The 22,660-nt window shown below is 66.2% G+C and carries 18 protein-coding genes and 1 tRNA gene; 13 read left to right on the top strand and 6 right to left on the bottom strand.

Features of this window, described 5'->3' with window-relative positions; genetic code table 11:
• Positions 1-5 precede the first annotated feature (5 nt).
• Both glgC and glgB read right to left on the bottom strand, forming a co-directional pair.
• Positions 6-1,265: a glucose-1-phosphate adenylyltransferase gene (gene glgC / locus GL279_RS08585; protein WP_155064217.1), complete on the bottom strand. Its 1,260-nt coding sequence runs from the start codon at positions 1,263-1,265 to the stop codon at positions 6-8.
• Positions 1,266-1,289: 24 nt separating this feature from the next.
• Positions 1,290-3,461 carry a 1,4-alpha-glucan branching protein GlgB gene (gene glgB, locus GL279_RS08580; protein ID WP_155064216.1) on the bottom strand — a complete coding sequence of 724 codons (2,172 nt, stop codon included), beginning with the start codon at positions 3,459-3,461 and terminating at the stop codon, positions 1,290-1,292.
• 132 nt (positions 3,462-3,593) lie between these two features.
• Between glgB and GL279_RS08575 the strand changes: the two genes are divergently transcribed.
• Complete coding sequence (locus GL279_RS08575) at positions 3,594-5,201, top strand: alpha-glucosidase family protein (protein ID WP_155064215.1); 1,608 nt, start codon at positions 3,594-3,596, stop codon at positions 5,199-5,201.
• A 123-nt stretch (positions 5,202-5,324) separates the two neighbouring features.
• Here the strand turns inward: GL279_RS08575 and GL279_RS08570 are convergent, their stop codons facing one another.
• From GL279_RS08570 to gltX, 3 genes are all read right to left on the bottom strand, one after another.
• On the bottom strand, positions 5,325-6,434 hold the full coding sequence (locus GL279_RS08570; RefSeq protein WP_155064214.1) for an SGNH/GDSL hydrolase family protein: 1,110 nt from the start codon (positions 6,432-6,434) through the stop codon (positions 5,325-5,327).
• Between the two features lie 407 nt (positions 6,435-6,841).
• Positions 6,842-6,918 (bottom strand) — tRNA-Met (locus tag GL279_RS08565).
• Positions 6,919-7,246: 328 nt separating this feature from the next.
• A complete protein-coding gene (gene gltX / locus GL279_RS08560) occupies positions 7,247-8,572 on the bottom strand; it encodes a glutamate--tRNA ligase (protein ID WP_155064213.1) in 1,326 nt (441 codons plus the stop codon).
• 80 nt (positions 8,573-8,652) lie between these two features.
• On the opposite strand from gltX, the gene GL279_RS08555 reads away from it, so the two are divergent.
• The 8 genes from GL279_RS08555 (at position 8,653) to GL279_RS08520 (ending at position 16,691) form a co-directional block, all read left to right on the top strand.
• Positions 8,653-9,060 (top strand): metallopeptidase family protein, encoded by a 408-nt coding sequence (locus tag GL279_RS08555; RefSeq protein WP_155064212.1) that lies wholly within the window; start codon positions 8,653-8,655, stop codon positions 9,058-9,060.
• Positions 9,061-9,184: 124 nt separating this feature from the next.
• Entirely contained in the window at positions 9,185-10,873 is a 1,689-nt protein-coding gene (locus tag GL279_RS08550) for an FAD-dependent oxidoreductase (protein WP_343039750.1), read from the top strand.
• Positions 10,870-11,682 (top strand): sugar phosphate isomerase/epimerase family protein, encoded by an 813-nt coding sequence (locus GL279_RS08545; RefSeq protein WP_155064210.1) that lies wholly within the window; start codon positions 10,870-10,872, stop codon positions 11,680-11,682. Before GL279_RS08550 ends, GL279_RS08545 begins: the two co-directional genes overlap by 4 nt.
• 379 nt (positions 11,683-12,061) lie before the next feature.
• Positions 12,062-12,517 (top strand): hypothetical protein, encoded by a 456-nt coding sequence (locus tag GL279_RS08540; protein ID WP_155064209.1) that lies wholly within the window; start codon positions 12,062-12,064, stop codon positions 12,515-12,517.
• A gap of 67 nt (positions 12,518-12,584) precedes the next feature.
• Positions 12,585-13,580 (top strand): copper chaperone PCu(A)C domain-containing protein, encoded by a 996-nt coding sequence (locus GL279_RS08535; protein ID WP_155064208.1) that lies wholly within the window; start codon positions 12,585-12,587, stop codon positions 13,578-13,580.
• Positions 13,567-14,187 (top strand): SCO family protein, encoded by a 621-nt coding sequence (locus tag GL279_RS08530; protein ID WP_155064207.1) that lies wholly within the window; start codon positions 13,567-13,569, stop codon positions 14,185-14,187. Before GL279_RS08535 ends, GL279_RS08530 begins: the two co-directional genes overlap by 14 nt.
• Before the next feature lie 420 nt (positions 14,188-14,607).
• Positions 14,608-15,897 (top strand): PQQ-dependent sugar dehydrogenase, encoded by a 1,290-nt coding sequence (locus GL279_RS08525; RefSeq protein ID WP_155064206.1) that lies wholly within the window; start codon positions 14,608-14,610, stop codon positions 15,895-15,897.
• Positions 15,898-16,001: 104 nt separating this feature from the next.
• Positions 16,002-16,691: a DNA alkylation repair protein gene (locus GL279_RS08520; RefSeq protein ID WP_155064205.1), complete on the top strand. Its 690-nt coding sequence runs from the start codon at positions 16,002-16,004 to the stop codon at positions 16,689-16,691.
• Between the two features lie 108 nt (positions 16,692-16,799).
• Here the strand turns inward: GL279_RS08520 and GL279_RS08515 are convergent, their stop codons facing one another.
• Positions 16,800-17,348: a hypothetical protein gene (locus tag GL279_RS08515; protein ID WP_155064204.1), complete on the bottom strand. Its 549-nt coding sequence runs from the start codon at positions 17,346-17,348 to the stop codon at positions 16,800-16,802.
• Between the two features lie 141 nt (positions 17,349-17,489).
• On the opposite strand from GL279_RS08515, the gene moaA reads away from it, so the two are divergent.
• From moaA to GL279_RS08495, 4 genes are all read left to right on the top strand, one after another.
• Positions 17,490-18,497 (top strand): GTP 3',8-cyclase MoaA, encoded by a 1,008-nt coding sequence (gene moaA / locus GL279_RS08510; RefSeq protein WP_155064203.1) that lies wholly within the window; start codon positions 17,490-17,492, stop codon positions 18,495-18,497.
• 125 nt (positions 18,498-18,622) lie between these two features.
• Positions 18,623-21,481, top strand: a complete 2,859-nt coding sequence (gene uvrA, locus GL279_RS08505) for an excinuclease ABC subunit UvrA (RefSeq protein ID WP_155064202.1) — start codon at positions 18,623-18,625, stop codon at positions 21,479-21,481.
• On the top strand, positions 21,482-22,186 hold the full coding sequence (locus GL279_RS08500; RefSeq protein WP_155064201.1) for a 3-keto-5-aminohexanoate cleavage protein: 705 nt from the start codon (positions 21,482-21,484) through the stop codon (positions 22,184-22,186).
• Entirely contained in the window at positions 22,183-22,572 is a 390-nt protein-coding gene (locus GL279_RS08495; RefSeq protein WP_155064200.1) for a DUF4260 domain-containing protein, read from the top strand. The genes GL279_RS08500 and GL279_RS08495 overlap by 4 nt, the downstream gene beginning before the upstream one ends.
• Positions 22,573-22,660 lie beyond the last annotated feature (88 nt).

Here is a 22,660-nt window from a genome sequence, read left to right as displayed (position 1 = left end):
AATCCTCAAAGAAGGGCGGCGCGCCGCTCCAGCATGTCCTGCGTGATCAGCACGACGCCGCGATCCGTGACCCGGAACCATTTCGCGTCCTCGACCGGATCCTCGCCCACGATCAGCCCTTCGGGGATGACCACGCCGCTGTCGATGACGACGTTGCGCAGATGCGCGCTGCGATGCACCGTGACATAGGGCAGCACCACAGCGTGATCCAGCACCGCGTAGCTGTTGGTATGGACCTGCGTGAACAAAAGCGAGTTGCGGATCTCGGTCCCTGAAATCACGCATCCGCCCGAGACCATCGAGGAAATCGCCACCCCCCTGCGACCTTTTTCATCATGGATGAACTTGGCCGGAGGCGTGCCCTCGGAATAGGTCCAGATCGGCCATTCGCGGTCCCACAGGTTCAGCTCGGGCGTGAAATCGGTCAGGTCGATATTGGCCTGCCAGAAGGCATCGACCGTGCCCACGTCCTTCCAATAGGTCGGCGCCCCCGGCGCGCGCACGCAGGAACTGTCGAAGCGATGCGCCATAGCCTTGCCGTGCTTGACGATCTCGGGGATCAGGTCATTGCCGAAATCATGGCTGGAGTTCGGGTCCTCGGCATCCTTCAGAAGCAGGTCGCGCAGGAAGGGCCAGTCAAAGACATAGATCCCCATCGAGGCCAGCGAGCTGTCGGGATCGCCCGGCATCGCCGGCGGATCGGCGGGTTTTTCCAGAAACGAGGTGATGCGCCCGGTATCATCCACCGCCATGACGCCAAAGGCGCTGGCTTCGGCGCGCGGCACGGTCAGGCAGCCGATGGTCACGTCGGCGCCATTGGCCACATGCTCGCGCAGCATGATCTCGTAATCCATCTTGTAGATGTGATCGCCGGCCAGAATGATGATGTAGTCGACGTCATAGCTGTCGACGATGTCGATGTTCTGCGTCACCGCATCGGCCGTGCCGCGATACCAGTGATCCTCGGAGCGGCGCTGGCTGGCGGGCAGGATGTCCATGAACTCGTTGCGCTCGGCACGAAAGAAGTTCCAGCCGCGCTGGACGTGCCGGATCAGGCTGTGCGCCTTGTATTGCGTGGCGATCGCCATCTTGCGGATGCCCGAGTTCATCGCATTCGACAGCGCAAAGTCGATGATCCGCGTCTTGCCGCCGAAATAGACCGCCGGCTTCACCCGCCGGTCGGTCAGCTCGTGCAGCCGGCTGCCCCGGCCCCCGGCCAGCACAAAGGCCATCGCCTTGCGGGTCACACGCCTGTTTTCAACCATGTCTTTTCCCCTCCCAAACAGCATTCAATCAGCGACCAGCACCACCACCGAAAGCGGCGGCAGGGTCAGCGCAGCCGAGGCGAGCTGTCCGTCCAGCGCCGTCCCGCTGGCCTCGACGCCGCCCAGATTGCCGACGCCGCTGCCGCCATAGACCGTGGCATCGGTGTTGATCGCCTCGCGCCAGCGCCCGGCCTGCGGCAGGCCGATGCGGAACCCCTCGCGCGGGACCGGCGTCATGTTGCAGATCACCGCGACCGGCGGATCGCCCACGCGCCCCTTGCGCAGCCAGGCCAGAATCGACTGATCGGCATCATTGCGCAGCCATGCGAAACCGGCGGCATCGGCATCCAGCACATGCAGCGCCGGGGTGTCGCGATAGAGATGGTTCAGGTCGCGGATCAGGCTTTGCAGCCCCTTGTTCAACGGCTTTTCGGCGGCGGGCCAGTTCAGCTCGCCATTGTGGTTCCATTCCTCGGGCTGGCCGAATTCGCAGCCCATGAAGATCAGCTTCTTGCCGGGATGGCACCACATGAAGCCGTAATAGGCGCGCAGGTTGGCGAATTGCTGCCATTCGTCGCCCGGCATCTTGCGCAGCATCGAGCCCTTGCCATGCACCACCTCGTCATGGCTGATCGGCAGGATGAAATTCTCGGAAAAGGCATAGATCAGGCCGAAGGTCATCTGATCGTGGTGATATTTGCGGTGGATGGGTTCATAGGCCATGTAACGCAGGGTGTCGTTCATCCAGCCCATGTTCCACTTGTAGCCAAAGCCAAGCCCGCCCGCATCGACCGGGGCCGAGACCTTGGGAAAGCTGGTGCTTTCCTCGGCCACGGTCATGATGCCGGGACATGCGCCATAGGTGGCGATGTTCATGTTCTGCATGAAGGAAATGGCTTCGTAATTCTCGCGCCCGCCATCCTTGTTGGGCACCCATTCGCCGTCTTTGCGCGAATAGTCGCGATAGAGCATAGAGGCCACCGCATCGACCCGCAGCCCGTCGATATGATATTCCTGAAACCAGTAGATCGCATTGGCGATCAGAAAGTTCTGCACCTCGGTCCGGCCATAGTTGTAGATCAGGGTGTTCCAGTCCTGATGGAACCCCTCGCGCGGGTCGGCGTGCTCATAAAGCGCGGTGCCGTCGAAACGCGCCAGCCCGTGGGCATCGGTCGGAAAATGCCCCGGCACCCAGTCAAGGATCACCCCAAGCCCCGCCTGATGCGCGGCATCGACCAGATCGCGGAATTCATGCGGCGGGCCGAAACGCACGGTCGGCGCATAGAGCCCGACCGGCTGATAGCCCCATGAGCCGTCAAAGGGGTATTCGCTGACTGGCATCAGTTCGATATGGGTAAAGCCCATGCCCTGCGCGTAGGCCACCAGATCGCGAGCCAGCTCCTTGTAGGACAGCGGCCGGCCATCCTGATCCAGCCGGCGCCGCCAGCTGCCCGGATGCACCTCATAGATGCTGATCGGGGCGTGGCGATCCTGCGCGGCCTGACGGCGGTCCATCCAGCCGCCATCGTGCCAGCCGTAGCCTGCGATGTCGCGCACCATGCTGGCCTTTTCCGGCGGATGCTGGCTGCCAAAACCCAGCGGATCGGCCTTCAGCACCAGATCGTCCTGCGCGTCGAGGATCTCGTATTTGTAAAGCGCGCCCTCGGCCACGCCGGGCAGGAAGATCTCCCAGATGCCGCCCGAGCGCCGGCGCATCACATGCACGCGCCCGTCCCAGCGGTTGAAATCGCCCACCACCGAGACGCGGCGGGCATTGGGTGCCCAGACCGCGAAATGCGTGCCCACGACGCCCTCATGTGTCATCACATGCGCGCCAAGCGCCTGCCACAGCTGGCGGTGCGTGCCCTCGCCGATCAGGTGCAGGTCCACTTCGCCCAGCACCGGACCAAAACGATAGGGGTCGTCGAATTCCACCGTGCTGCCGTCGCCGCGTTCGGCACGCAGCCGGTAATCGCCGGGCGGCAGCGGGGCGGCAAAGACGTCGCCCGCCAGCCGCCGCATCGCGATGGCCTGATCGCCGCTGAGCGCGGTCAGTGCGGCGGCATCGGGCAGGAACACCACCAGCCAGCGTTCGGCGCCCTCGCCATGCGGACCGAGCAGATCGAAGGGATGGTCGCAACGCCCTTGCTGCAACAAACGGCCATCAGCCGGGGACAGGTGCGGAGGTGCTTGCATCTTTACCATTACGCTTACTCTAACCGGCCCGAAGTTTCAGACAATGCGCCAGTTAACGCTAACCATGACTGTTGCGCGGCGCTAGAGTGATGTTGTTTGATTTGGAAAAGAGTTGCGAAAGGGAGCGACGGAATGCGGGAATGGTGGCGGGACGCAGTGATCTATCAGATCTATCCCCGCAGTTTTCAGGACAGCAATGCTGATGGGATCGGGGATCTGCCCGGCATCACGCGGCGGCTGGACCATGTGGCGGCCTTGGGCGCCGATGCGATCTGGTTGTCGCCGTTTTTTACCTCGCCGCAAAAGGACATGGGTTATGACGTGTCCGATTACACCGACATCGACCCGCTGTTCGGCACTTTGGCCGATTTCGATGCGCTGGTGGCGCGGGCGCATGCGCTGGGGCTCAAGGTCATCATCGATCAGGTGATCAGCCATTCCAGCGACAAGCACCCGTGGTTCGCCGAAAGCCGCAAAAGCCGCGAGAACCCCAAGGCCGACTGGTATGTCTGGGCCGATCCCAAGCCCGACGGCACGCCGCCCAACAACTGGCCCTCGGTCTTTGGCGGCCCGGCTTGGGAATGGGAGCCGCAGCGCCGGCAATACTATCTGCACAACTTCCTTGCCGAGCAGCCCGACCTGAACATCTGGAACCCTGAGGTGCAGGACGCGCTCTTGGACACGATGCGCTTCTGGCTGGAGCGGGGCGTGGACGGCTTCCGGCTGGACACCGTGAACTATTACTTCCACGACCGGCATCTGCGCGACAATCCGTTCAACCCCGATCACACCGGGCCCGACACCTATGGTTTCCAGATCCCGCTGTTTTCCAAGAACCAGCCGGAAAACATCGCCTTCCTGCAGCGGCTGCGGGCGCTGACCGACGAATTCGACGGCCGCATGATGGTGGGCGAGGTCGGCGACGGCGGGCAGGCCGCCATCGACATCATGGCCGCCTATACCGAGGGCTGCGAGCGGCTGCACATGTGCTACAGCTTTGAAATGCTCAGCCCCGAATTCACCGCCCGGCATTTCCGCCGCGTGATCGAGGGGGTGCGCGAGGGCTCGCCGCATGGTCACAGCTGCTGGAGCTTTTCCAACCATGACGTCATCCGCCATGCCAGCCGCTGGGCGGCGCATGGCAAGGACACTGCCAGTCTGGCGCGGCAGGCGATCGCCATGCTGGCCTCGTTCCCCGGCACGCTTTGCATCTATCAGGGCGAGGAACTGGGTCAGACCGAGACCGAGCTGGTCTATGAAGAGCTGACCGATCCGCCGGCGCTGCGCTTCTGGCCCGAGATCAAGGGCCGCGACGGCTGCCGCACGCCGATGGTCTGGGAACGGGATGCGCCGAACGCCGGCTTTTCCGAGGTCAAGCCGTGGCTGCCGGTCAAGCCCGAACAGGCGGGCCGGGCGGTGGATGGCGAGGCGGCGGACCCCGGCTCGGTGCTGAACGCCTATCGCGAGGTGCTGGGCTTTCGCCGCCAGCAGCCGGCACTGCGCTGGGGCGATGTCGCCTTCATCGACCTGCCCGAGCCGCTGCTGGCCTTTACCCGCGCCGTGGACGGGCAGGCGGTCACCTGCGTCTTCAACCTGTCCAAAGAACCGGCAGAACTGAAGCTGGCCGCCCCCTCGACCCTGCTGGGCACCAGCGAGGCAGTGCTGAAATCCGGCAGCCTGCATCTGCCCGCCAATGGCTTTGCCTGGCTTGCGGGCGAGGGGCTGGGGCTGAGCGTCTAGGCGGCGTTCCCGTCATTCCCGGGCGGGTATCCGTCCGGGCCGTGGGGTCGCAACCGTCATGCGGTATCCCGGCATGAGAGCGCCTGCCAACTGGCGGGCGTTCAAGCTTGCGTTTCCTGATGCCTATGCCGCATCTGCTTTGAGCAACGAGCTTGCCTTGACGCTTTTCAGCATTCCGGTGTGCAGGATGGCGCAGATTGGCAGGCGCACCTCGTCCCGGACCGGGGCCTTTGCGCCATGCTGGGCCAGTTCCTTTGCGGCGCAGTTCTTCGGCTCTTTTCCTGTCAGAATGATCGTGGTTCCAGCCTTCGGTGCCGGAATTCCTTCAAACGAGATCATGGATAGCAGGAACTTGTACTTGGGATCCTCCATGCCGGGCTGCATGGTGTTAGCAACGTGCCAGATGCCGTTCACATTGACGAAGCAACGGCAGATGTCACCGGTGCAGGCGAATTTTGCGGCCAGCAGATTGCCACCGTCGATCTCGACTTCGAGCGAGCCGGCGCCCAGATCGAAGGCCGTCTCATCATATAGATAGTTCTTGAAGCGTTCCTGAGGCAGGTCGGGAACGCTTGATGCGTCGATCAGCGTTGCGGCGCTGAAATTGTCCGGGTCGACGGCTGCGGGCATATCGGCCGGGCCCATCTTTGAGAGCAGGTAATCCTTAATTCCGTCAGCGATGATCTCTGCTGCGAGGGTCGTGAATACTGGCCGCTGATAGTGGGCGTAGTCCCCGTAGGCACCCGGAGATTCAAAGAAGTCCCGACCGAACCTTCTGACCAGCGCCGCATTCACGTCTACCGCCGTGAGGCCGTAATAGTTCGCCAGATAATGGACGCCGCCATGGAGGGGATTGATCGTGGATCTGTGGATGCCGGTGCGTGTCGCAAAGATCACGGGAACGATCTTGATGGTCGGGTTCACTTCACGCGCATAGCGGATTGCACCCTCCATGCCCTTGACCCACCTTGCGAGGCCGGCCGTCGACGACGCGAAGACGCTCGTATCATTAAGCGTATATTCGATAATGAGCAGGTCGGCCTTTTCCAGCGCCGCCTTGTTCATCTTCAAGTTGATGAGCCCATTGAAAATTGTCGTATTGCCAACTGCGAGGTTTGCGGCAATGCGCAGGTTGATGCCGAACCTCTTCAGGCACCGGGGCAGCTCGGTCAGGTAGCCCGGTCGCATCACCGTATTGGATCCACCGATAGCGATTGCAGCGATGTTCTTCATCATCCATCCTCGGTTGAAGGTCTGAGTTCGACTAAACCGAAGAGTTCAAGTTTCGCAATCCCAGATTGCGTTGGACCGAGGGCGATGGAAGGCCGATGTTCGGCCTGCTGCCAAAGCAAGCGGTTGATCGGAACGAGCGTTCGCGATGGGCACAATCGGCGGTTCTGTCTTTCATCCGCTCGTGCAACAGCGGCTGATCGGGGTGTGATTGGGGGTTGGGCTTTCCGATCATCGTGATCTGCTCGCCTGTATCAGGCGGCATCTCCGAATCGAGGGCATGGCCGATGCGATGTGCAGCAGGGCCTATTGGGGCCGAGTGCATCGCTGCTCGATCAGATCGAGAGTCTAACCGACTTTGGTTTTTGATGAACGTCTCCTCCGTGATCCGAAACGATCAGGGGGAGGAATGGTAGCGGAGGAGGGATTTGAACCCCCGACACAAGGATTATGATTCCTCTGCTCTAACCAGCTGAGCTACTCCGCCACGGAGTGCGGCGGATTTACGGCGTGGGGCGGGTGGGGTCAAGGGGGTCGGGACGGGTTTTTTCGCAAAACCAAAATTCCCTGTGGATGAATTCGCCCGGCCGCCGGGCGGCGCAACGGCTGCGGGCGTTGCGGTGGCGGCGGGGTGGAGTGTGGCGAGGAAATTCTTATGGATCGCAAGGGATTGCGCTGCGCAACCCGTGCAGCATCCGTGCACCGGGCGTACACCGCGCGTACACAGGCTGCGCGCGTTGCGTGGCGGGGTCGGCAAAAAACAAGGGGCAGGTCTGACGACCTGCCCCCGGAATTTTCAGACGGGTGAGGCGCGGTCAGCCGCGCGCGGGCACCTTTTGCAGCAGCGGCATCACCTCGGACATGTCGGGGCCATGTGCCTGCCCGGTCAGCGCCTTGCGCAGCGGCATGAACAGGCCCTTGCCCTTGCGGCCGGTGGCGGCCTTGACCGCCGTGGTGAACTCGGACCAGCTGGTGTCGGTATAGGGCGGCGGCGGCAGCAGCTTCATTGCTTCGGCGACGAAATCGGCATCCTCGGGGTCGATCTGCGGCGTGGCGCCGTTCGAGAAGATCTCCCACCAGCCGGCCAGATCGTCGAGCTTGGTGATGTTCTGCGAGGCGACGCGCCAGAACCGCTCGGCCTGATCGGCGGGCACGCCGAGGGCCGCGATGCGGTCGCGCACCACCTCGAACGGGCGGGCCTGATTGGCCTCGCGGGTCAGCGGCCACAGATCCTCGGCGTCGAATTTGGTGGGCGAGGCGCCGAATTGCGACAGCTCGAAGCCCGCCGCCAACTCGTCGAGCGACATTTTCAGCTCGACCGGCTGCGACGAACCCAGACGCGCCATCAGCGAAAGCAGCGCCTCGGGGGCGACGCCCGATTCGCGCAGATCCTTGATCGCCAGCACGCCCAGACGTTTCGACAGCTCTTCGCCATGCGCGCCGGTCAGCAGGCTGTGATGGGCAAAGGCCGGCGGCGTGGCGCCCAGCGCGCGGATGATCTGGATCTGGGTCGCGGTATTGGTCACATGGTCGGCGCCGCGCACGATATGGGTCACGCCCATGTCGGCGTCATCGACCGAGCTTGCGAAGGTGTAAAGCACCTGACCATCGGCGCGGATCAGCACCGGGTCCGAGACCGAGGCCGCGTCGATGGAAATGTCGCCCAGGATGCCGTCGGGCCATTCGATGCGTTCCTGATCCAGCAGGAATCGCCAGTAGCCGTCGCGGCCTTCGGCGCGATAGGCGGCAATCTGATCGGCCGAGAGGCTCAGCCCGGCGCGGTCATAGACCGGCGGCTTGCCCATGTTGAGCTGCTTCTTGCGTTTCAGGTCCAGCTCGACCGGGGTTTCAAACACCTCGTAAAGGCGGTTCGCGCCGCGCAGGCCTTCGGCGGCCTCGGCATAGCGGTCCAGCCGGTCGGACTGGCGTTCGATCCGGTCCCAGGTCAGGCCCAGCCATTCCAGATCGCGCTGGATGCCATCGGCATATTCCTGTTTCGACCGCTCGCGGTCGGTGTCGTCCAGACGCAGGATGAAGGTGCCGCCCGACTTGCGCGCGATCAGATAGTTCATCAGCGCCGTGCGCAGGTTGCCGACATGGATATGGCCGGTGGGCGAGGGGGCGAAACGGGTGGTGGTCATGGGAGGTCTCCTGTCGGCTTCGCTCTTTCACAAACGGCGGTTTTTGTCCATATCGGGGCGGGCAATCACGAGGTGACGCCATGCTGGACTGGAAGAGTGCCGAGGCCCCCGACGCCGGGCTGATCGAGGAACTGGCGCGCGAGGCCATCGCCGGCCTGCCGCCGGAGTTCGCGGGCCCCGCCGCGCAGGTGGTGCTGCGCGTCGAGGATTTCGCCAGCGAGGAATTTCTGGACGAGTTGCAGATCGACGATCCGCTGGAACTGACCGGGCTTTATGACGGCGTGCCGATGACCGAGAAATCGGCCAGCGATCCGCAGCATTTCCCCGATACGGTCTGGCTGTTTCGCCGCGCCATTCTGGACGAATGGGCGGCGCGTGGCGATGTCACGCTGGGCGCGCTGGTCGGCCATGTGGTGATCCATGAGTTCGCCCATCACTTCGGCTGGTCGGACGCCGATATCGCCGCCATCGACAGGTGGTGGGAATAGCGCCGCCTGCACCGCTGCCTTGCAAGGGCCCCGCCATGCGCGGGGCCTTTTGCGTTTTTGCTTGTCTTGCGGGGGGCGTTTCATTATTTGAATGCCATTCAAGTTATTCGATGGCGGGGAAGCGGTGGACTGCGATCTTCTGGTGATCGGCTCGGGGGCGGCCGGGCTGACAGCGGCGGTGACGGCTGCGAAAAGCGGGCTGTCGGTGATCGTCGCCGAAAAGGCCGAGGTGCTGGGCGGCACCACCGCATGGTCGGGCGGCTGGACATGGGCGCCCCTGAACCCGGTGGCCCGCCGCGCCGGCATCGTCGAGGATCCCGAGGCGCCGCGCCGCTATCTGCAATCGGTGCTGGGGCCGCATTTCGACGCCGGCAAGGTCGATGCCTTTCTGTATCACGCGCCGCGCATGGTTGGTTTTCTGGAAGCGGCCGGGCTGGAATTCGAGGGTGGACTGAAGATCCCCGACACCTATGGTCATCAGCCGGGGGCGGGGATGGGCGGACGCTCGGTCATTGCAGCGCCGTTCGACGGGCGGCGTCTGGGGCCGCTGATCGGGCTGCTGCGCAAGCCGATGCGCGAGACGAGCTTCATGGGCATGACCATTCAGGCCGGGCCGGATCTGCGCGCCTTCATGACCATGCTGCGCTCGGGCCCGGCATTTGCGCATGTCACGCGGCGCTTTGGCCGGCATCTGTGGGATCTGGCGCGGCATGGCCGGGGCATGCAGCTGCGCAATGGCAATGCGCTGGTGGCGCGGCTGATGCTGGCGGCCGATGGTCTGGGCGTGCGGTTTCTGACCAATGCTCCGGCGCAGGAGCTGCTGAGTGATGGCACGGGCCGGGTTTGCGGCGCGGTGCTGGGCGGGCCGGAGGGCGCGCGTCGGGTGGTGGCGCGGCGGGGCGTGCTGCTGGCGACCGGCGGCTTTGGCCATGACGCGGCGCGGCGGGCGGCGCAGTTTCCGCATGACGATTGCCACACCAGCCTGTCGGTGCCCGAAGCCTCGGGCGACGGGCTGCGGCTGGCCGAGGCGGTGGGCGGCGTGCAGGACCGCGGGCTGGCCAGCCCCGGCGCGTGGTGCCCGGTGTCCGAGGTGCCCTGGCCCGACGGGCGGCGCGGCGTGTTTCCCCATATCATCGAGCGCGGCAAGCCCGGCATCATCGGCGTGCTGGCGAATGGCCGGCGATTTTGCAACGAGGGGCTGGGCTATCACGATTATGTCACGGCGCTGCTGGAGGCGGTCGGACCGCAGGGCGTGCCGGAATCGTGGCTGGTCTGCTCGCACGCGTTCCAGCGCCGCTATGGGCTGGGGATCTCGCGTCCGGCGCCGGTGCCGCTGGGCGCGTGGCTGCGCAACGGCTATCTGAAAAAGGGCGACACCCCCGAGGAGCTGGCGCGGGCCTGCGGCATCGACCCCGAGGGGCTGGTGGCGACTCTGGCCGAGTGGAACGCGGGCGCGGCGCGGGGCGAGGACCCGGCCTTTGGGCGCGGCACCAGCGCCTATATGCGCTTGCAGGGCGATCCCGATGTGACGCCCAACCCTTGCGTGGCGCCGATCGCCAAGGGGCCGTTCTATGCCGTGCGGGTGACGCCCGGCAGTTTCGGCACCTTTGCCGGGCTGAAAAGCGATGGCCGCGCCCGGGTGCTGGATGCGGGCGGCGCGCCGGTCGCCGGGCTTTACGCCGCCGGCTGCGATATGGCGAGCGTGATGGGCGGCTATTATCCGGCGGGGGGCATCAACATCGGCCCCGCCATGACATTTGGCCATATCGCCGCGCTGGATGCGGCAGGTCTTTATGAGGAACATCGCCCATGACATTGGCTTCCCGTCAGATTTCGCTGGCGCATCTGAGTGCGGTCGAGCTGTCTCCGCCCGAGATGATCCGGCTGGCGGCGCGTGTCGGCTATGACGCGGTCGGGCTGCGGCTGATCCGGGTGACGCCCGACACGCCCGGCTATCCGCTGATGCAGGACAGCGCCCTGCTGGCCGCGACGCTGGCGGCCTTGGCCGAGACCGGGCTGCGCGTGCAGGATGTGGAGTTCGTGCGCATCAACCCGGATTTCGATCTGGCGGCGCTGGGCCCGTTTCTGGAGACCGCCGCGCGGCTGGGCGCGAAGCAGGTGATCTGCGCGCCCTATGACCCGGACCTGGGCCGGCTGGCGCAGAACCTTGGCCAGATGGCCGAGGCCTGCCACGGCCATGGCTTGCAGGCGGTGCTGGAGTTCTTTCCTTGGACCCCGGTGCCGGATCTGGCGAGTGCGCTGGAGGTGGCCGAGGCGGCGGGGCCGCAGTTGGGGCTACTGGTCGATACGCTGCATTTCAACCGCTCGCAGAGCCGGATCGAGGATCTGGCCCGCGCGCTGCCGCGCATGCCCTTTGTCCATCTGTGCGACGCGCCGGTGCAGGCGAGCTATACCACCGAAGAGCTGTTCTTTGCCGGCCGGGTCGAGCGGCTGCCGGCGGGCGAGGGGCAGATCCCGCTGGCGCCGATCCTGCGCGCGCTGCCCGACGACATGCCGGTGGGGATCGAGGTGCCGATGACCGCGCTGACCCGGGCCGAGGGCGTCGAGGTCGCGGTGCGCCGCGCGCTGGAGCGCAGCCGGGCGTTTCTGGCGGGGCTCTGACGCCGGAATTGCACATTTCTGCGGCAAAAGATGCGCGGTTCGCCGCCGTGACGAAGCATCAAGCCCAGCCGGTCTTGTCCGTTTCCACTGCGGTCATGTAGGGGGCGGTCTGGATCCGGCGGCGCCGTTCCCTTGCGGGGGCGTGGCATCCGCAGGGATCCCAGCGGATGGCGCCGGGCTGCCCCTGCCGGATCTTCGGCCGGAGCGCGTGCCCGCAGCGTCTGGTTGTGTGCCGGGCGGTGGTTGCAGTGCCCCCTCCTGCTTTCGTCGGCGCGCAGGCTCGTCGTCGCCCTGACCCTTGCGGGTCGGGGCTGCGACATTCGCGGAGCTTTCCCCCGACGGCAAAATCTGGCAGGCAGGGCCGCAGCGGAGGATGGCGATGGGATCGGCCAGAGTGCAGGCGCGTTGCGGGATTGGGCCGGGCCGGGTCTTGGCCGGTGCGGGCTCGTCTGCGACCGCGCGCCTGCGGGCGCTGGCTTTGGCGCTGCTGATCCCGTTTCTGGCCTTTTCGCTGCTGACGCCCGGCACCATGCTGGCGCCCGATGCCATGGGCCGGGTCATGGTGATCCTGTGCGGCGACAGCGCGCCGGTGGAAATGACGGTGGCGGCGGATGGCAGTCTTGCGCCCGCAGACCATGCCCCGGACCATGTCGCCGACCATCCGCCCTGCGGCTGGGCCAGCCATGCCCAGCAATTTCTGGGCCTGCCGGTGCCGGCGCTGCCTGCCGCCTCTGGCCTGCCGCGCGCCTTTGTGCCGCCGCCGCGCTTTGCCATTGCCATGGCCCCGGCGGCGCCCTTGCAGCCGCTGGCGCGTGGCCCGCCCCGCATGTCCTGAACCGATCCCCCGACCCCGCGCGCAGGCGATGGCCTGCCGCGATCACCCGAAGATCAGGACGATACCGATGAAACCCATGATTCTGGCCGCCGCGATGGCGAGCCTGTTTGCCGGCCCGGCCTTGGCGCATGTGGCGCTGGACCAGCCCGAGGCCCCCGCCGGGGCCGGCTACAAGGCGGTACTGCGCATCGGCCATGGCTGCGAGGGCAAGGCCACCACGGCGCTGCGCGTCAAGCTGCCCGACGGATTTTACGACGCCAAGCCCATGCCCAAGCCGGGTTGGACGCTGAAGACCGTGACCGGCGATTATGCCCGGCCCTTTGACAAGCATGGCGACGTGATGACCAGCGGCACGCGCGAGATCATCTGGTCGGGGGGCGAGCTGCCCGACGCATGGTATGACGAATTCACGCTGCGCGGCACCATCGGCCCCGAGGTCGCGCCGGGCACGGTGCTGTATTTCCCGACCGTGCAGGAATGCGGCAAGACGCGCGCCGGCTGGATCGACGTGACCGGCGCCGAAGGGGTGGAGCATCCGGCCCCGGCGCTGACCGTTACCGCGCCCGTGGCGGCGCAGGCCGGCCATGGTGGGCATGATGCCGGGGGCCATGCGGCGCATGACGCCGGCGGCGATCAGGCCGCAGCGCCCGCCGCCGATCAGGCGGGCGACATCCGCGTTGACGGCGCCTTTGCCCGCGCCACACCGCCCGGCGCCGATCTGGCCGGCGGTTTCCTGACCATCCACAACCGGGGCGCGGCGGACCGGCTGGTTGAGGTTTCCACCGCGCTGGCCGATCATGTCGAAATCCACGAGATGGTGATGCAGGGAGACGTCATGACCATGCGCCCGCAGCCCGATGGCCTGCCCATTCCCGCCGGCCAGACGGTCGAGCTGAAACCCGGTGGCTATCACCTGATGCTGATGGGGCTGAAACAGCCGCTGGCGCAGGGCGAAACCGTGCCGCTGACCCTGACCTTTGAAAAGGCCGGCAAACTGGACGCGACCTTGCAGGTCGGGCCGGTCAATGCACGCGCTGCCGGAGGTGATCATGCCGGGCACTGAACCGAAATCGGGCCTGTTCCCGATCCGCCTGCTGCTTTGGGCGCTGGTGGCGCTGGCGCTGGCCGCCGTGGTCTGGACGCAGATCATCTCGCCCCGGCTGGATCGGTTGCAGGATGCGGGCACCGCCAGCCTTGGGCGCGGCGATTACCGGCTGCAGGCGACGGATGGCAGCACATTTACGCAAGACAGCCTGAAGGGGCAGCCCTCGGCGGTGTTCTTCGGCTTTACCCATTGCCCCGATGTCTGCCCGACGACGCTGGGCGATATGGCGCAATGGCAGGAGGATCTGGGCAAGGACGGCAAGAGCCTGCGCATCTTTTTCCTGACCGTCGATCCCGAGCGCGACAGCGTCGACGGGCTGCGTGATTACGTGTCCTGGGTGCCGGGCGTCACCGGGGTCTCGGGCTCGCCCGAAGAGATGACCAAGGCGACGCGGGCCTTTCGCGTCTATGCCCGCAAGGTGCCGACCGAGGGCGGCGGCTATACGATGGACCATTCGGCCATGGTGTTGCTGTTCGATGCCAAGGGCGATTACGCCGGGCTGATCGGCTATCAGGAAGACCCGGCCAAGACCCGCGCCAGCCTTGAAAAGCTGCTGGCGAACTAGCGGCGTGCCGGCGCGCCCATCGGGGTGGCGCCGGCATTTGCATAGGGACTGTGGCTTGCTTGGTGGGGGCTTGCGTGGCGGGATGCTGCGGAGCCCAAGGACCTGTCTGGCTGCCGGGCGCACCGCAGGGGCGGGGCTGGGTGGCGAGAGGGGAATGGCGTGCGGAGGGATTGCGCCCAAGCTGGCGAGGTGCGCCGCATATTGCGGCAGGGACCTGACTGGCGGGAAGTGGAAAGCTGGCTGGCGTGATGCTGGCTTGCGATCTGAAACCGATATAGGCACGCCGATGGCGGGCGTCAAGAAAACTTTTGAAATCATATAGTTGACTTAATTTGTCAGGTTGGGGTCGGCGGGTGCACTCGGCCCGATGACAAGCCCGGCGCGCTGGGCTAGCCTGTCGCCAAACAGCGGAGGGAACAGATGGATCTGGTGGCGAAGGCGACGGAACTGGTCGGTGCGGCCATGGTGGCGCTGCGGCGCAAGCACGCACCCCGCGTCCGGGCGCTGGGGCAGTCGCCAGAGATCCCCGAGGCGCGCGAGCAGGGCATCATGACGCTGAAGATGCCGACCGCGCGCGGCTGGGCGCCGGGGCAGAAACCGCAGGCGGCGGCCGGGCTGCGCGTCGATGCCTTTGCCAGCGATCTGCTGCATCCGCGCTGGATCGAGGTGCTGCCCAATGGCGATGTGCTGGTCGCCGAGGCGCTGCAGGACGCCGGGCCGCCGCGCTCGCTGATGGATCGCGCGACTCAGGCCACCATGCGCCGGGCGCGGGCACTGGGCGTCAGCGCGAATCGGGTGACGCTGTGGCGCGATGCCGATGGCGACGGGCGCGCCGAGATCCGCGAGGTCTTTGTCGAGAACCAGCGTCAGCCCTTTGGCATGGCTCTGGTCGGGGACACGTTCTATCTTGGCAATACCGATGGCGTGCTGGCCTTTCCCTATCGCGCCGGCGACACCCGGCTGGCGGGCGAGGGGCGGCGGCTGGTCAGCTTTCAGCCGGGCGGGCATTGGACGCGCAGCCTGCTGGCAGCACCGGACGGGCTGGCGCTTTACGTCGGCGTCGGCTCGCTGACCAATATCGGCGACGAGGGGATGGCCGCCGAACAGGGCCGCGCCGCGATCTGGCGGCTGGATCTGGAGAGCGGTGCGGCGCGGATCTTTGCCTCGGGTCTGCGCAATCCGGTCGGGCTGGCCTGGGAGCCGCAGACCGGCGCGCTGTGGACGGTGGTCAACGAACGCGACGGGCTGGGCGACGAGACGCCGCCCGATTACCTGACCTCGGTGCAGGATGGCGGCTTTTACGGCTGGCCCTATTGCTACTGGGGCCAGATCATCGACGAGCGCGTGCCGCAGGACCCGGCCGAGGTCGCGCGCGCGATCCGGCCCGATTATGCGCTGGGCGGGCATACTGCCTCGCTGGGCCTGTGCTGGCTGCCCGAGGGCGTGCTGCCGGGCTTTGGTCCGGGTATGGTCATCGGGCAGCATGGCTCGTGGAACCGCTCGATCCTGTCGGGCTATCGGCTGATCTTCGTGCCCTTTGCCGGCGGGCGCCCCTCGGGGCCGCCGCGCGACATCCTGACCGGGTTCCTGAGCGAGGACGAGAAATATTCCTATGGCCGGCCGGTGGGGGTGTGCATCGGGCCGGACCGGCGCTCGCTGTTGATGGCCGATGACGTGGGCGATGTGATCTGGCGGGTCAGCGCCGCCTGAGGCGGGGCCTTTGTGGCGATGATGCGGCTTGGCTGTTGCCAAGCCCGGCGCGGCGGGGCATGGCCGGACCGAATACCTGTGATCGGCCACGAAGGAGCTTGCGCATGGACTTTCCCGAACTCGACGCCCTGCGCGCACTGGCCGATGCCGAGCGCGCCGCCCAGATGGAAGCCTATCACAAGGTCGGACGGGTCTATCTGGGCGTGGCCAATCCGCCGATCGACGAACTGGCGCGGCTGTGGCGCGAGGCGCTGGACCTGCCCGGCCGGCTGGATCTGGCCGCGCGGCTGTGGGAGAGCGACATCCACGAGGCGCGCGTCGCCGCCGCCAAGCTGCTGACGCAGGCGCGGATCCGGCCGGATGCGGCAGTCTGGGAGCTGATCGCGGGCTGGGTGCCGCAATTCGACGGCTGGGCCATCGCCGATCACGTCATGGGCGCTGCCGGGCGCCGCTTGCAGGCCGATCCGGCGCGGCTGGACCAAGTCGAGATCTGGCTGGACGATCCGAATCCCTGGGTGCGGCGCGCGGCGCTGGTCGGCACGCTGCCATGGACGCGGCTGCGCAACCCCAAGCCCGAGGAACTGGCGCAGCGCGAACGCCTGCTGGGCTGGCTGGAGCGGCTGGCCCATGACCGCGACAGTTCGATCCAGAAGGCGATCGGCGGCTGGCTGCGCGACCTGTCCAAACACGATCCGCAGCGGGTGCGCGACTGGCTGGATGCGCATGGCGCGCGGCTGAAACCCGTGGCCCGCAGCGAGGCGGGCCGCTGGCTGAAACGCATGGGGCGGGGCTGATCCGGCCCTGCTGCAGCCGCGCGGCGGTCGGTCGTCCTGCGCGCATGGCGCGGCGGGCAGCTGTGATGCCACAATCGTGCAATTCGCCGCCTCGCAACCGCGCGGCGGTCAGCTGCCATAGACCTCGATCGTGGGCAGGTCGGTCAGGCTGACGCCCAGCATCTGCAGCGCCGGCAGCGAGACCTGACTGCCGCCGCTGGCCGGGCCGCCCAGCGGGATCAGCCGGACATTGGCCGATTTCCCGGTGGCGGGGTTGACGATGCGTCCGGCGCTTTCCGAGCCGACCAGCGGCGTCTTGATCCAGAAGCCGGGCAGCGAGGGATCGCCGAGCGAGGCGACGGTGGTGCCCAGGCGCTTGCCGCCCGCGCGCACCGGGGCCGCGGCCTCGGCCCGTTCCTCGCGCGTGGCGGTGTTCAGCGCCGCCGCAGGTTGGCCCGCGCTTTCGCCGATGCTGGAGGCCGAGCTGCTTTTGCCCGGCGTGCGCGGGGCCGTGCCCTTGAGCACCGGGCCCGCGATCACCGGCTGGCCGGTCGCCGGATCGGTCATGGTCTCCATCACCGGGGCGGGGCTGGAGGCGGGGGTCTTTCCGGTGTTGGTGCAGGCGGCAAGGCCAAGGATCAGCAGGGCGCCGGTCAGGCGCAGAACGGGCATGGTCATCGTGAAATCCTTGTTCTGGACTTTTGCGGCAGGCTAGCCGTCGGTCCCGAGCCCTGTCCACCCATAGCCGCGAACAAGGTTACGAGAGCGTCAACGGTTCGGCTGCTTGTGAAGGCGTTCGGGCAGGCTTATCTTGGGGGGATGAACGCGCAACTGCCTCTGATCGACCCGTTTGCCCGCCCGATTACCTATCTGCGGGTCTCGGTCACGGATCGCTGCGATTTCCGCTGCACCTATTGCATGGCCGAGCACATGCAGTTCCTGCCCAAGCGCGACCTGTTGACGCTGGAGGAACTGGACCGGCTGTGTTCGGCCTTTGTGGCCTTGGGCGTGCGCAAGCTGCGTGTGACGGGCGGCGAGCCCTTGGTGCGGCGCAATATCATGGGATTCTTTCGCGCCATGTCGCGGCATCTGGGTCACGGGCTGGACGAGCTGACGCTGACCACCAACGGCAGCCAGCTGGCGCGGTTCGCGGGTGAGCTGGCCGATTGCGGCGTGCGCCGGGTCAATGTCTCGCTGGACACGCTGGACGCGGCGAAATTCGCGCAGATCACCCGCTGGGGCCGGCTGGAGCAGGTGCTGGAGGGGATCGAGGCCGCCACCCGCGCCGGCATCCGCGTCAAGATCAATACCGTGGCGCTGAAGGGCTTCAACGAGGCCGAGCTGTTTTCGCTGCTGGACTGGTGCGCGGGGCAGGGCCATGACCTGACCTTTATCGAGGTCATGCCGATGGGCGACATGGGCGAGGAGCAGCGGCTGGACCAGTATTGGGCGCTGTCGGACTTGCGGGCGCGGCTTTCCGAACGCCTGACCCTGACGCCGCTGGCCGAGCGCACCGGCGGCCCGGCCCGCTATGTGCGGGTCGAGGAAACCGGGCAGAAGATCGGCTTTATCACGCCGCTCACGCATAATTTCTGCGAAAGCTGCAACCGGGTGCGGCTGACCTGCACCGGTGAGCTTTACATGTGTCTGGGGCAGGAGGACCGCGCCGATCTGCGCGCGCCGCTGCGCGCCAGCGATGACGATGCCCCGGTGCGCGAGGCGATCCGCGAGGCGATCACCCGCAAGCCCAAGGGCCATGATTTCGACTATACGCGCCAGCATGTCGCGGGTCAGGTCGGCCGCTTCATGAGCCATACCGGGGGCTGAGCCGTGCCCGTTGCCCGGGCAGGCGGCGTGTATGTTCGCATGATGTTCCATTAAAGGTTGCCATTTCCGCGATCATGCCTATCTGATGCGCTTGGCGGAATCAGGCATGATCTGGACGGGGCGCGATGGAACAGAAGTTCATCGAGGTTCGCGGCGCGCGCGAGCACAATCTGAAGAACGTGGACATGGATATTCCGCGCGACAGTCTGGTGGTCATCACCGGCCTGTCGGGATCGGGAAAATCCAGTCTGGCCTTTGACACGATCTATGCCGAAGGGCAGCGGCGCTATGTCGAAAGCCTGTCGGCCTATGCCCGGCAGTTTCTGGACATGATGGGCAAGCCGGATGTGGATCACATCAGCGGCCTGTCTCCGGCGATTTCCATCGAGCAGAAGACGACCTCGAAGAACCCGCGCTCGACCGTGGGCACGGTGACCGAGATCTATGACTATCTGCGGTTGCTGTTTGCGCGCGCCGGCACGCCCTATTCGCCGGCGACCGGCCTGCCGATCGAGGCGCAGCAGGTGCAGGACATGGTGGACCGGGTGATGGAGCTGCCCGAGGGCACGCGCGCCTATCTGCTGGCGCCCATCGTTCGCGACCGCAAGGGCGAATACAAGAAGGAATTCCTGGAACTGCGCAAGCAGGGGTTCCAGCGCGTCAAGGTGAACGGCACTTTCCACGAGCTGGACGAGCCGCCGACTTTGGACAAGAAATTCCGCCACAATATCGACGTGGTCGTGGACCGCATCGTCGTGCGCGAGGGCATGGAGACGCGGCTGGCCGACAGTTTCCGCACCGCGCTGGATCTGGCCGACGGCATCGCACTGCTGGAAACTGCCCCGGCAGAGGGCGAGGGCGAGCGCATCACCTTCAGCGAGAATTTCGCCTGTCCGGTGTCGGGCTTCACCATCCCCGAGATCGAGCCGCGGCTGTTTTCCTTTAACGCGCCCTTTGGCGCCTGTCCGGTCTGCGACGGGCTGGGGATGGAGCTGTTCTTTGACGACCGGCTGATCGTGCCCGATCAGGCGCTGTCGGTGGCGCAGGGGGCGCTGGCGCCTTGGGCCAAGTCGAAATCGGCCTATCTGACCCAGACCGTCAACGCGCTGGCCAAGCATTACGTCTTTGACAAGAAGACGCCGTGGAAGGACCTGCCGAAAGAGGTGCAGGACATGTTCCTGCGCGGCTCGGGCAAGGAAGAGATCCCGTTCCGCTTTGACGAGGCCGGCCGCGTCTATGAGATCACCCGCACCTTCGAGGGCATCATCCCCAACATGGAGCGCCGGCTGCGCGAAAGCGACAGCGCATGGGTGCGCGAGGAGTTCGAGAAGTATCAGAACAACCGCCCCTGCGGCGCCTGCCACGGCTATCGGCTGAAACCCGAGGCGCTGGCGGTCAAGATCGCGGGCAGCCATATCGGGCAGGTCACCGAACTGTCGATCCGCGAGGCGCTGGCCTGGGTCGAGGCTGCGCCGGGTCAGTTGACGAAACAGAAGAACGAGATCGCGGCGGCCATCTTGAAGGAAATCCGCGAGCGGCTGGGCTTTCTGGTCAATGTGGGCTTGGACTACCTGACGCTGAGCCGGGCTGCGGGCACGCTGTCGGGCGGCGAAAGCCAGCGGATCCGGTTGGCAAGCCAGATCGGCTCGGGCCTGACGGGGGTGCTTTATGTGTTGGATGAACCCAGCATCGGCCTGCATCAGCGCGACAACGACCGGCTGCTGGACACGCTGAAGGGGCTGCGCGATCAGGGCAACTCGGTTCTGGTGGTCGAGCATGACGAGGATGCGATCCGCCATGCCGATTACGTCTTTGACATGGGGCCGGGGGCCGGGGTGCATGGCGGCAGCGTCGTGGCCAAGGGCACGCCCGCCGAAATCGCCGCCAATCCCGACAGCCTGACCGGGCAATATCTGTCCGGCCTGCGCGAGATCCATGTCCCCGATGTGCGGCGCAAGGGCAATGGCAAGGCGATCAAGGTCGTTGGCGCCACCGGCAACAACCTGAAAAACGTCACCGCCGAGTTCCCGCTGGGCAAGTTCGTCTGCGTGACGGGCGTCTCGGGGGGGGGCAAGTCCACGCTGACGATCGAGACGCTGTTCAAGACCGCGAGCCTGCGGCTGAACGGTGCCAAGCAGACGCCCGCGCCCTGCGAGACGATCAAGGGGCTGGAACTGCTGGACAAGGTGATCGACATCGACCAGCGTCCGATTGGCCGCACGCCGCGCTCGAACCCTGCCACCTATACCGGTGCCTATACCCATATTCGCGACTGGTATGCCGGCCTGCCCGAATCCAAGGCGCGCGGCTACAAGCCGGGGCGGTTCAGCTTCAACGTCAAGGGCGGGCGCTGCGAGGCCTGTCAGGGCGACGGCGTCATCAAGATCGAGATGCACTTCCTGCCCGATGTCTATGTCACCTGCGAGACCTGCAAGGGCAAGCGCTACAACCGCGAAACGCTGGAGGTGCAGTTCAAGGGCAAGTCCATCGCCGATGTGCTGGACATGACCGTCGAGGACGCGCAGGAGTTCTTCAAGGCGGTGCCCTCGATCCGCGACAAGATGGATGCGCTGGTCGAGGTGGGGCTGGGCTATGTCAAGGTCGGCCAGCAGGCCACGACGCTGTCGGGCGGCGAGGCGCAGCGGGTGAAGCTGTCGAAGGAACTGTCGCGGCGGGCGACGGGCAAGACGCTGTATATCCTGGACGAGCCGACGACCGGCCTGCATTTCGAGGATGTGCGCAAGCTGCTGGAAGTGCTGCATTCGCTGGTCGATCAGGGCAATACTGTGGTGGTGATCGAGCACAATCTTGACGTCATCAAGACCGCCGACTGGATCATCGACATCGGCCCCGAGGGCGGCGATGGCGGTGGCCGGATCGTGGCCAGCGGCACGCCTGAGGATGTGGCGCAGAACCCCGAAAGCCATACCGGCCGCTATCTGGCCCCGATGCTGGAGGCCGCGCGGCAGCGCGCGGCGGAATAGATGCTGCAAGCCTGCCTGAACGGCGCGCGCCCTGCCGATACGCCGCATCTGCCGCTGACGCCCGAGGCGGTGGCGGCGGATGCGCTGGCCTGCCGCGCGGCGGGGGCGGATTGCCTCCATATCCATCCCCGCGACACGCAGGGGCGCGAGTCTCTGGCGCCCGAGGATGTCGCCGCGCATCTGCGTGCGGTGCGGGCGGCGGTGCCGGGCATGCCGGTCGGGATTTCGACCGGCGACTGGATCGCGCCGCGCGCCGGGCGGCTGGAGGACATGAGGGCCTGGGTCGAAAAGCCCGATTACGTTTCGGTCAATCTGTCCGAACCCGATGCGCCCGAGGTCATCGCGCTGATGGCCGGGATCGGCGTCAAGGTCGAGCTGGGGCTGGCCCATGAGGCTGATCTGGACCGGCTGGAGGGGCTGGACCTGCCCCATGCCCTGCGCGCGATGATCGAGATGGAGGCCGGCGAGCCGGAGACCGTGATGCCACGGGCAGGGCGCATGTTCATGCGCCTGCGTCCGCGCGGCTTGCCGATCCTGCTGCACGGCTTTGACGACACCGCCTGGCCCTTTGTCGCGGCGGCGCGCGATCTGGGCTGCGACAACCGCATCGGGCTGGAGGATTGCCTGCATCTGCCCGATGGCAGCAGGGCGGGCAATGCCGCACTGGTCGCCGCCGCCCGGCAAATTCTGGACCTTCGGCCATGACGCCTGACCTTGCGCCCGCGCGGCTATGGCAGCAGGCCGAAGGCGCGGGGCTGGCCTTTGGCGGGCTGGCGATTGCCGGTTTCGCCTCGGTCGGCTGGCCGTGGTGGGTCTGGCTGCTGGCGTTGCTGGCCCCGGATCTGTCGATGGCGGGATATCTGCTGGGCCGCCGGGTCGGGGCCGTGGTCTATAACCTTGCGCATGTTTATGCGCTGCCGTTTCTGCTGATGCTGCTGGGCGTCGCCGCCGGCAAGACCGGCTGTATCGCTGCAGGCGGGCTGTGGCTGGCGCATATCGGCATCGACCGCGCCCTGGGCTATGGGCTTAAATTACCTGAGGGTTTTCGTCATACGCATCTGGGGGGAATCGGCCGGCCCAGCGATTCGTGATTCTTCTGCCACCCTGCGATCTGCATATCTTGTCGGCATAGCGATGGCGTTGCGCAAAGCGAAAGGTTACAATGCCTTCCAAAGCGGC

This window comes from Paracoccus limosus (assembly GCF_009711185.1).
Taxonomy (GTDB): domain Bacteria; phylum Pseudomonadota; class Alphaproteobacteria; order Rhodobacterales; family Rhodobacteraceae; genus Paracoccus; species Paracoccus limosus.
The sequence above is the reverse complement of the archived record's forward strand: the minus strand, read 5'-3'. Positions and strand labels throughout refer to the sequence as shown.

Coding starts and splice junctions, on each gene's coding strand:
- GL279_RS08575 (WP_155064215.1), top strand. CDS start 3,594: ATGCGGGAATGGTGGCGGGACGCAGTGATCTATCAGATCTATCCCCGC.
- GL279_RS08525 (WP_155064206.1), top strand. CDS start 14,608: ATGGATCTGGTGGCGAAGGCGACGGAACTGGTCGGTGCGGCCATGGTG.
- GL279_RS08515 (WP_155064204.1), bottom strand. CDS start 17,348: ATGACCATGCCCGTTCTGCGCCTGACCGGCGCCCTGCTGATCCTTGGC.
- uvrA (WP_155064202.1), top strand. CDS start 18,623: ATGGAACAGAAGTTCATCGAGGTTCGCGGCGCGCGCGAGCACAATCTG.
- GL279_RS08570 (WP_155064214.1), bottom strand. CDS start 6,434: ATGAAGAACATCGCTGCAATCGCTATCGGTGGATCCAATACGGTGATG.
- GL279_RS08545 (WP_155064210.1), top strand. CDS start 10,870: ATGACATTGGCTTCCCGTCAGATTTCGCTGGCGCATCTGAGTGCGGTC.
- GL279_RS08495 (WP_155064200.1), top strand. CDS start 22,183: ATGACGCCTGACCTTGCGCCCGCGCGGCTATGGCAGCAGGCCGAAGGC.
- glgB (WP_155064216.1), bottom strand. CDS start 3,461: ATGCAAGCACCTCCGCACCTGTCCCCGGCTGATGGCCGTTTGTTGCAG.
- GL279_RS08530 (WP_155064207.1), top strand. CDS start 13,567: ATGCCGGGCACTGAACCGAAATCGGGCCTGTTCCCGATCCGCCTGCTG.
- GL279_RS08535 (WP_155064208.1), top strand. CDS start 12,585: ATGAAACCCATGATTCTGGCCGCCGCGATGGCGAGCCTGTTTGCCGGC.
- moaA (WP_155064203.1), top strand. CDS start 17,490: ATGAACGCGCAACTGCCTCTGATCGACCCGTTTGCCCGCCCGATTACC.
- GL279_RS08540 (WP_155064209.1), top strand. CDS start 12,062: ATGGGATCGGCCAGAGTGCAGGCGCGTTGCGGGATTGGGCCGGGCCGG.
- GL279_RS08555 (WP_155064212.1), top strand. CDS start 8,653: ATGCTGGACTGGAAGAGTGCCGAGGCCCCCGACGCCGGGCTGATCGAG.
- GL279_RS08520 (WP_155064205.1), top strand. CDS start 16,002: ATGGACTTTCCCGAACTCGACGCCCTGCGCGCACTGGCCGATGCCGAG.
- gltX (WP_155064213.1), bottom strand. CDS start 8,572: ATGACCACCACCCGTTTCGCCCCCTCGCCCACCGGCCATATCCATGTC.
- glgC (WP_155064217.1), bottom strand. CDS start 1,265: ATGGTTGAAAACAGGCGTGTGACCCGCAAGGCGATGGCCTTTGTGCTG.
- GL279_RS08500 (WP_155064201.1), top strand. CDS start 21,482: ATGCTGCAAGCCTGCCTGAACGGCGCGCGCCCTGCCGATACGCCGCAT.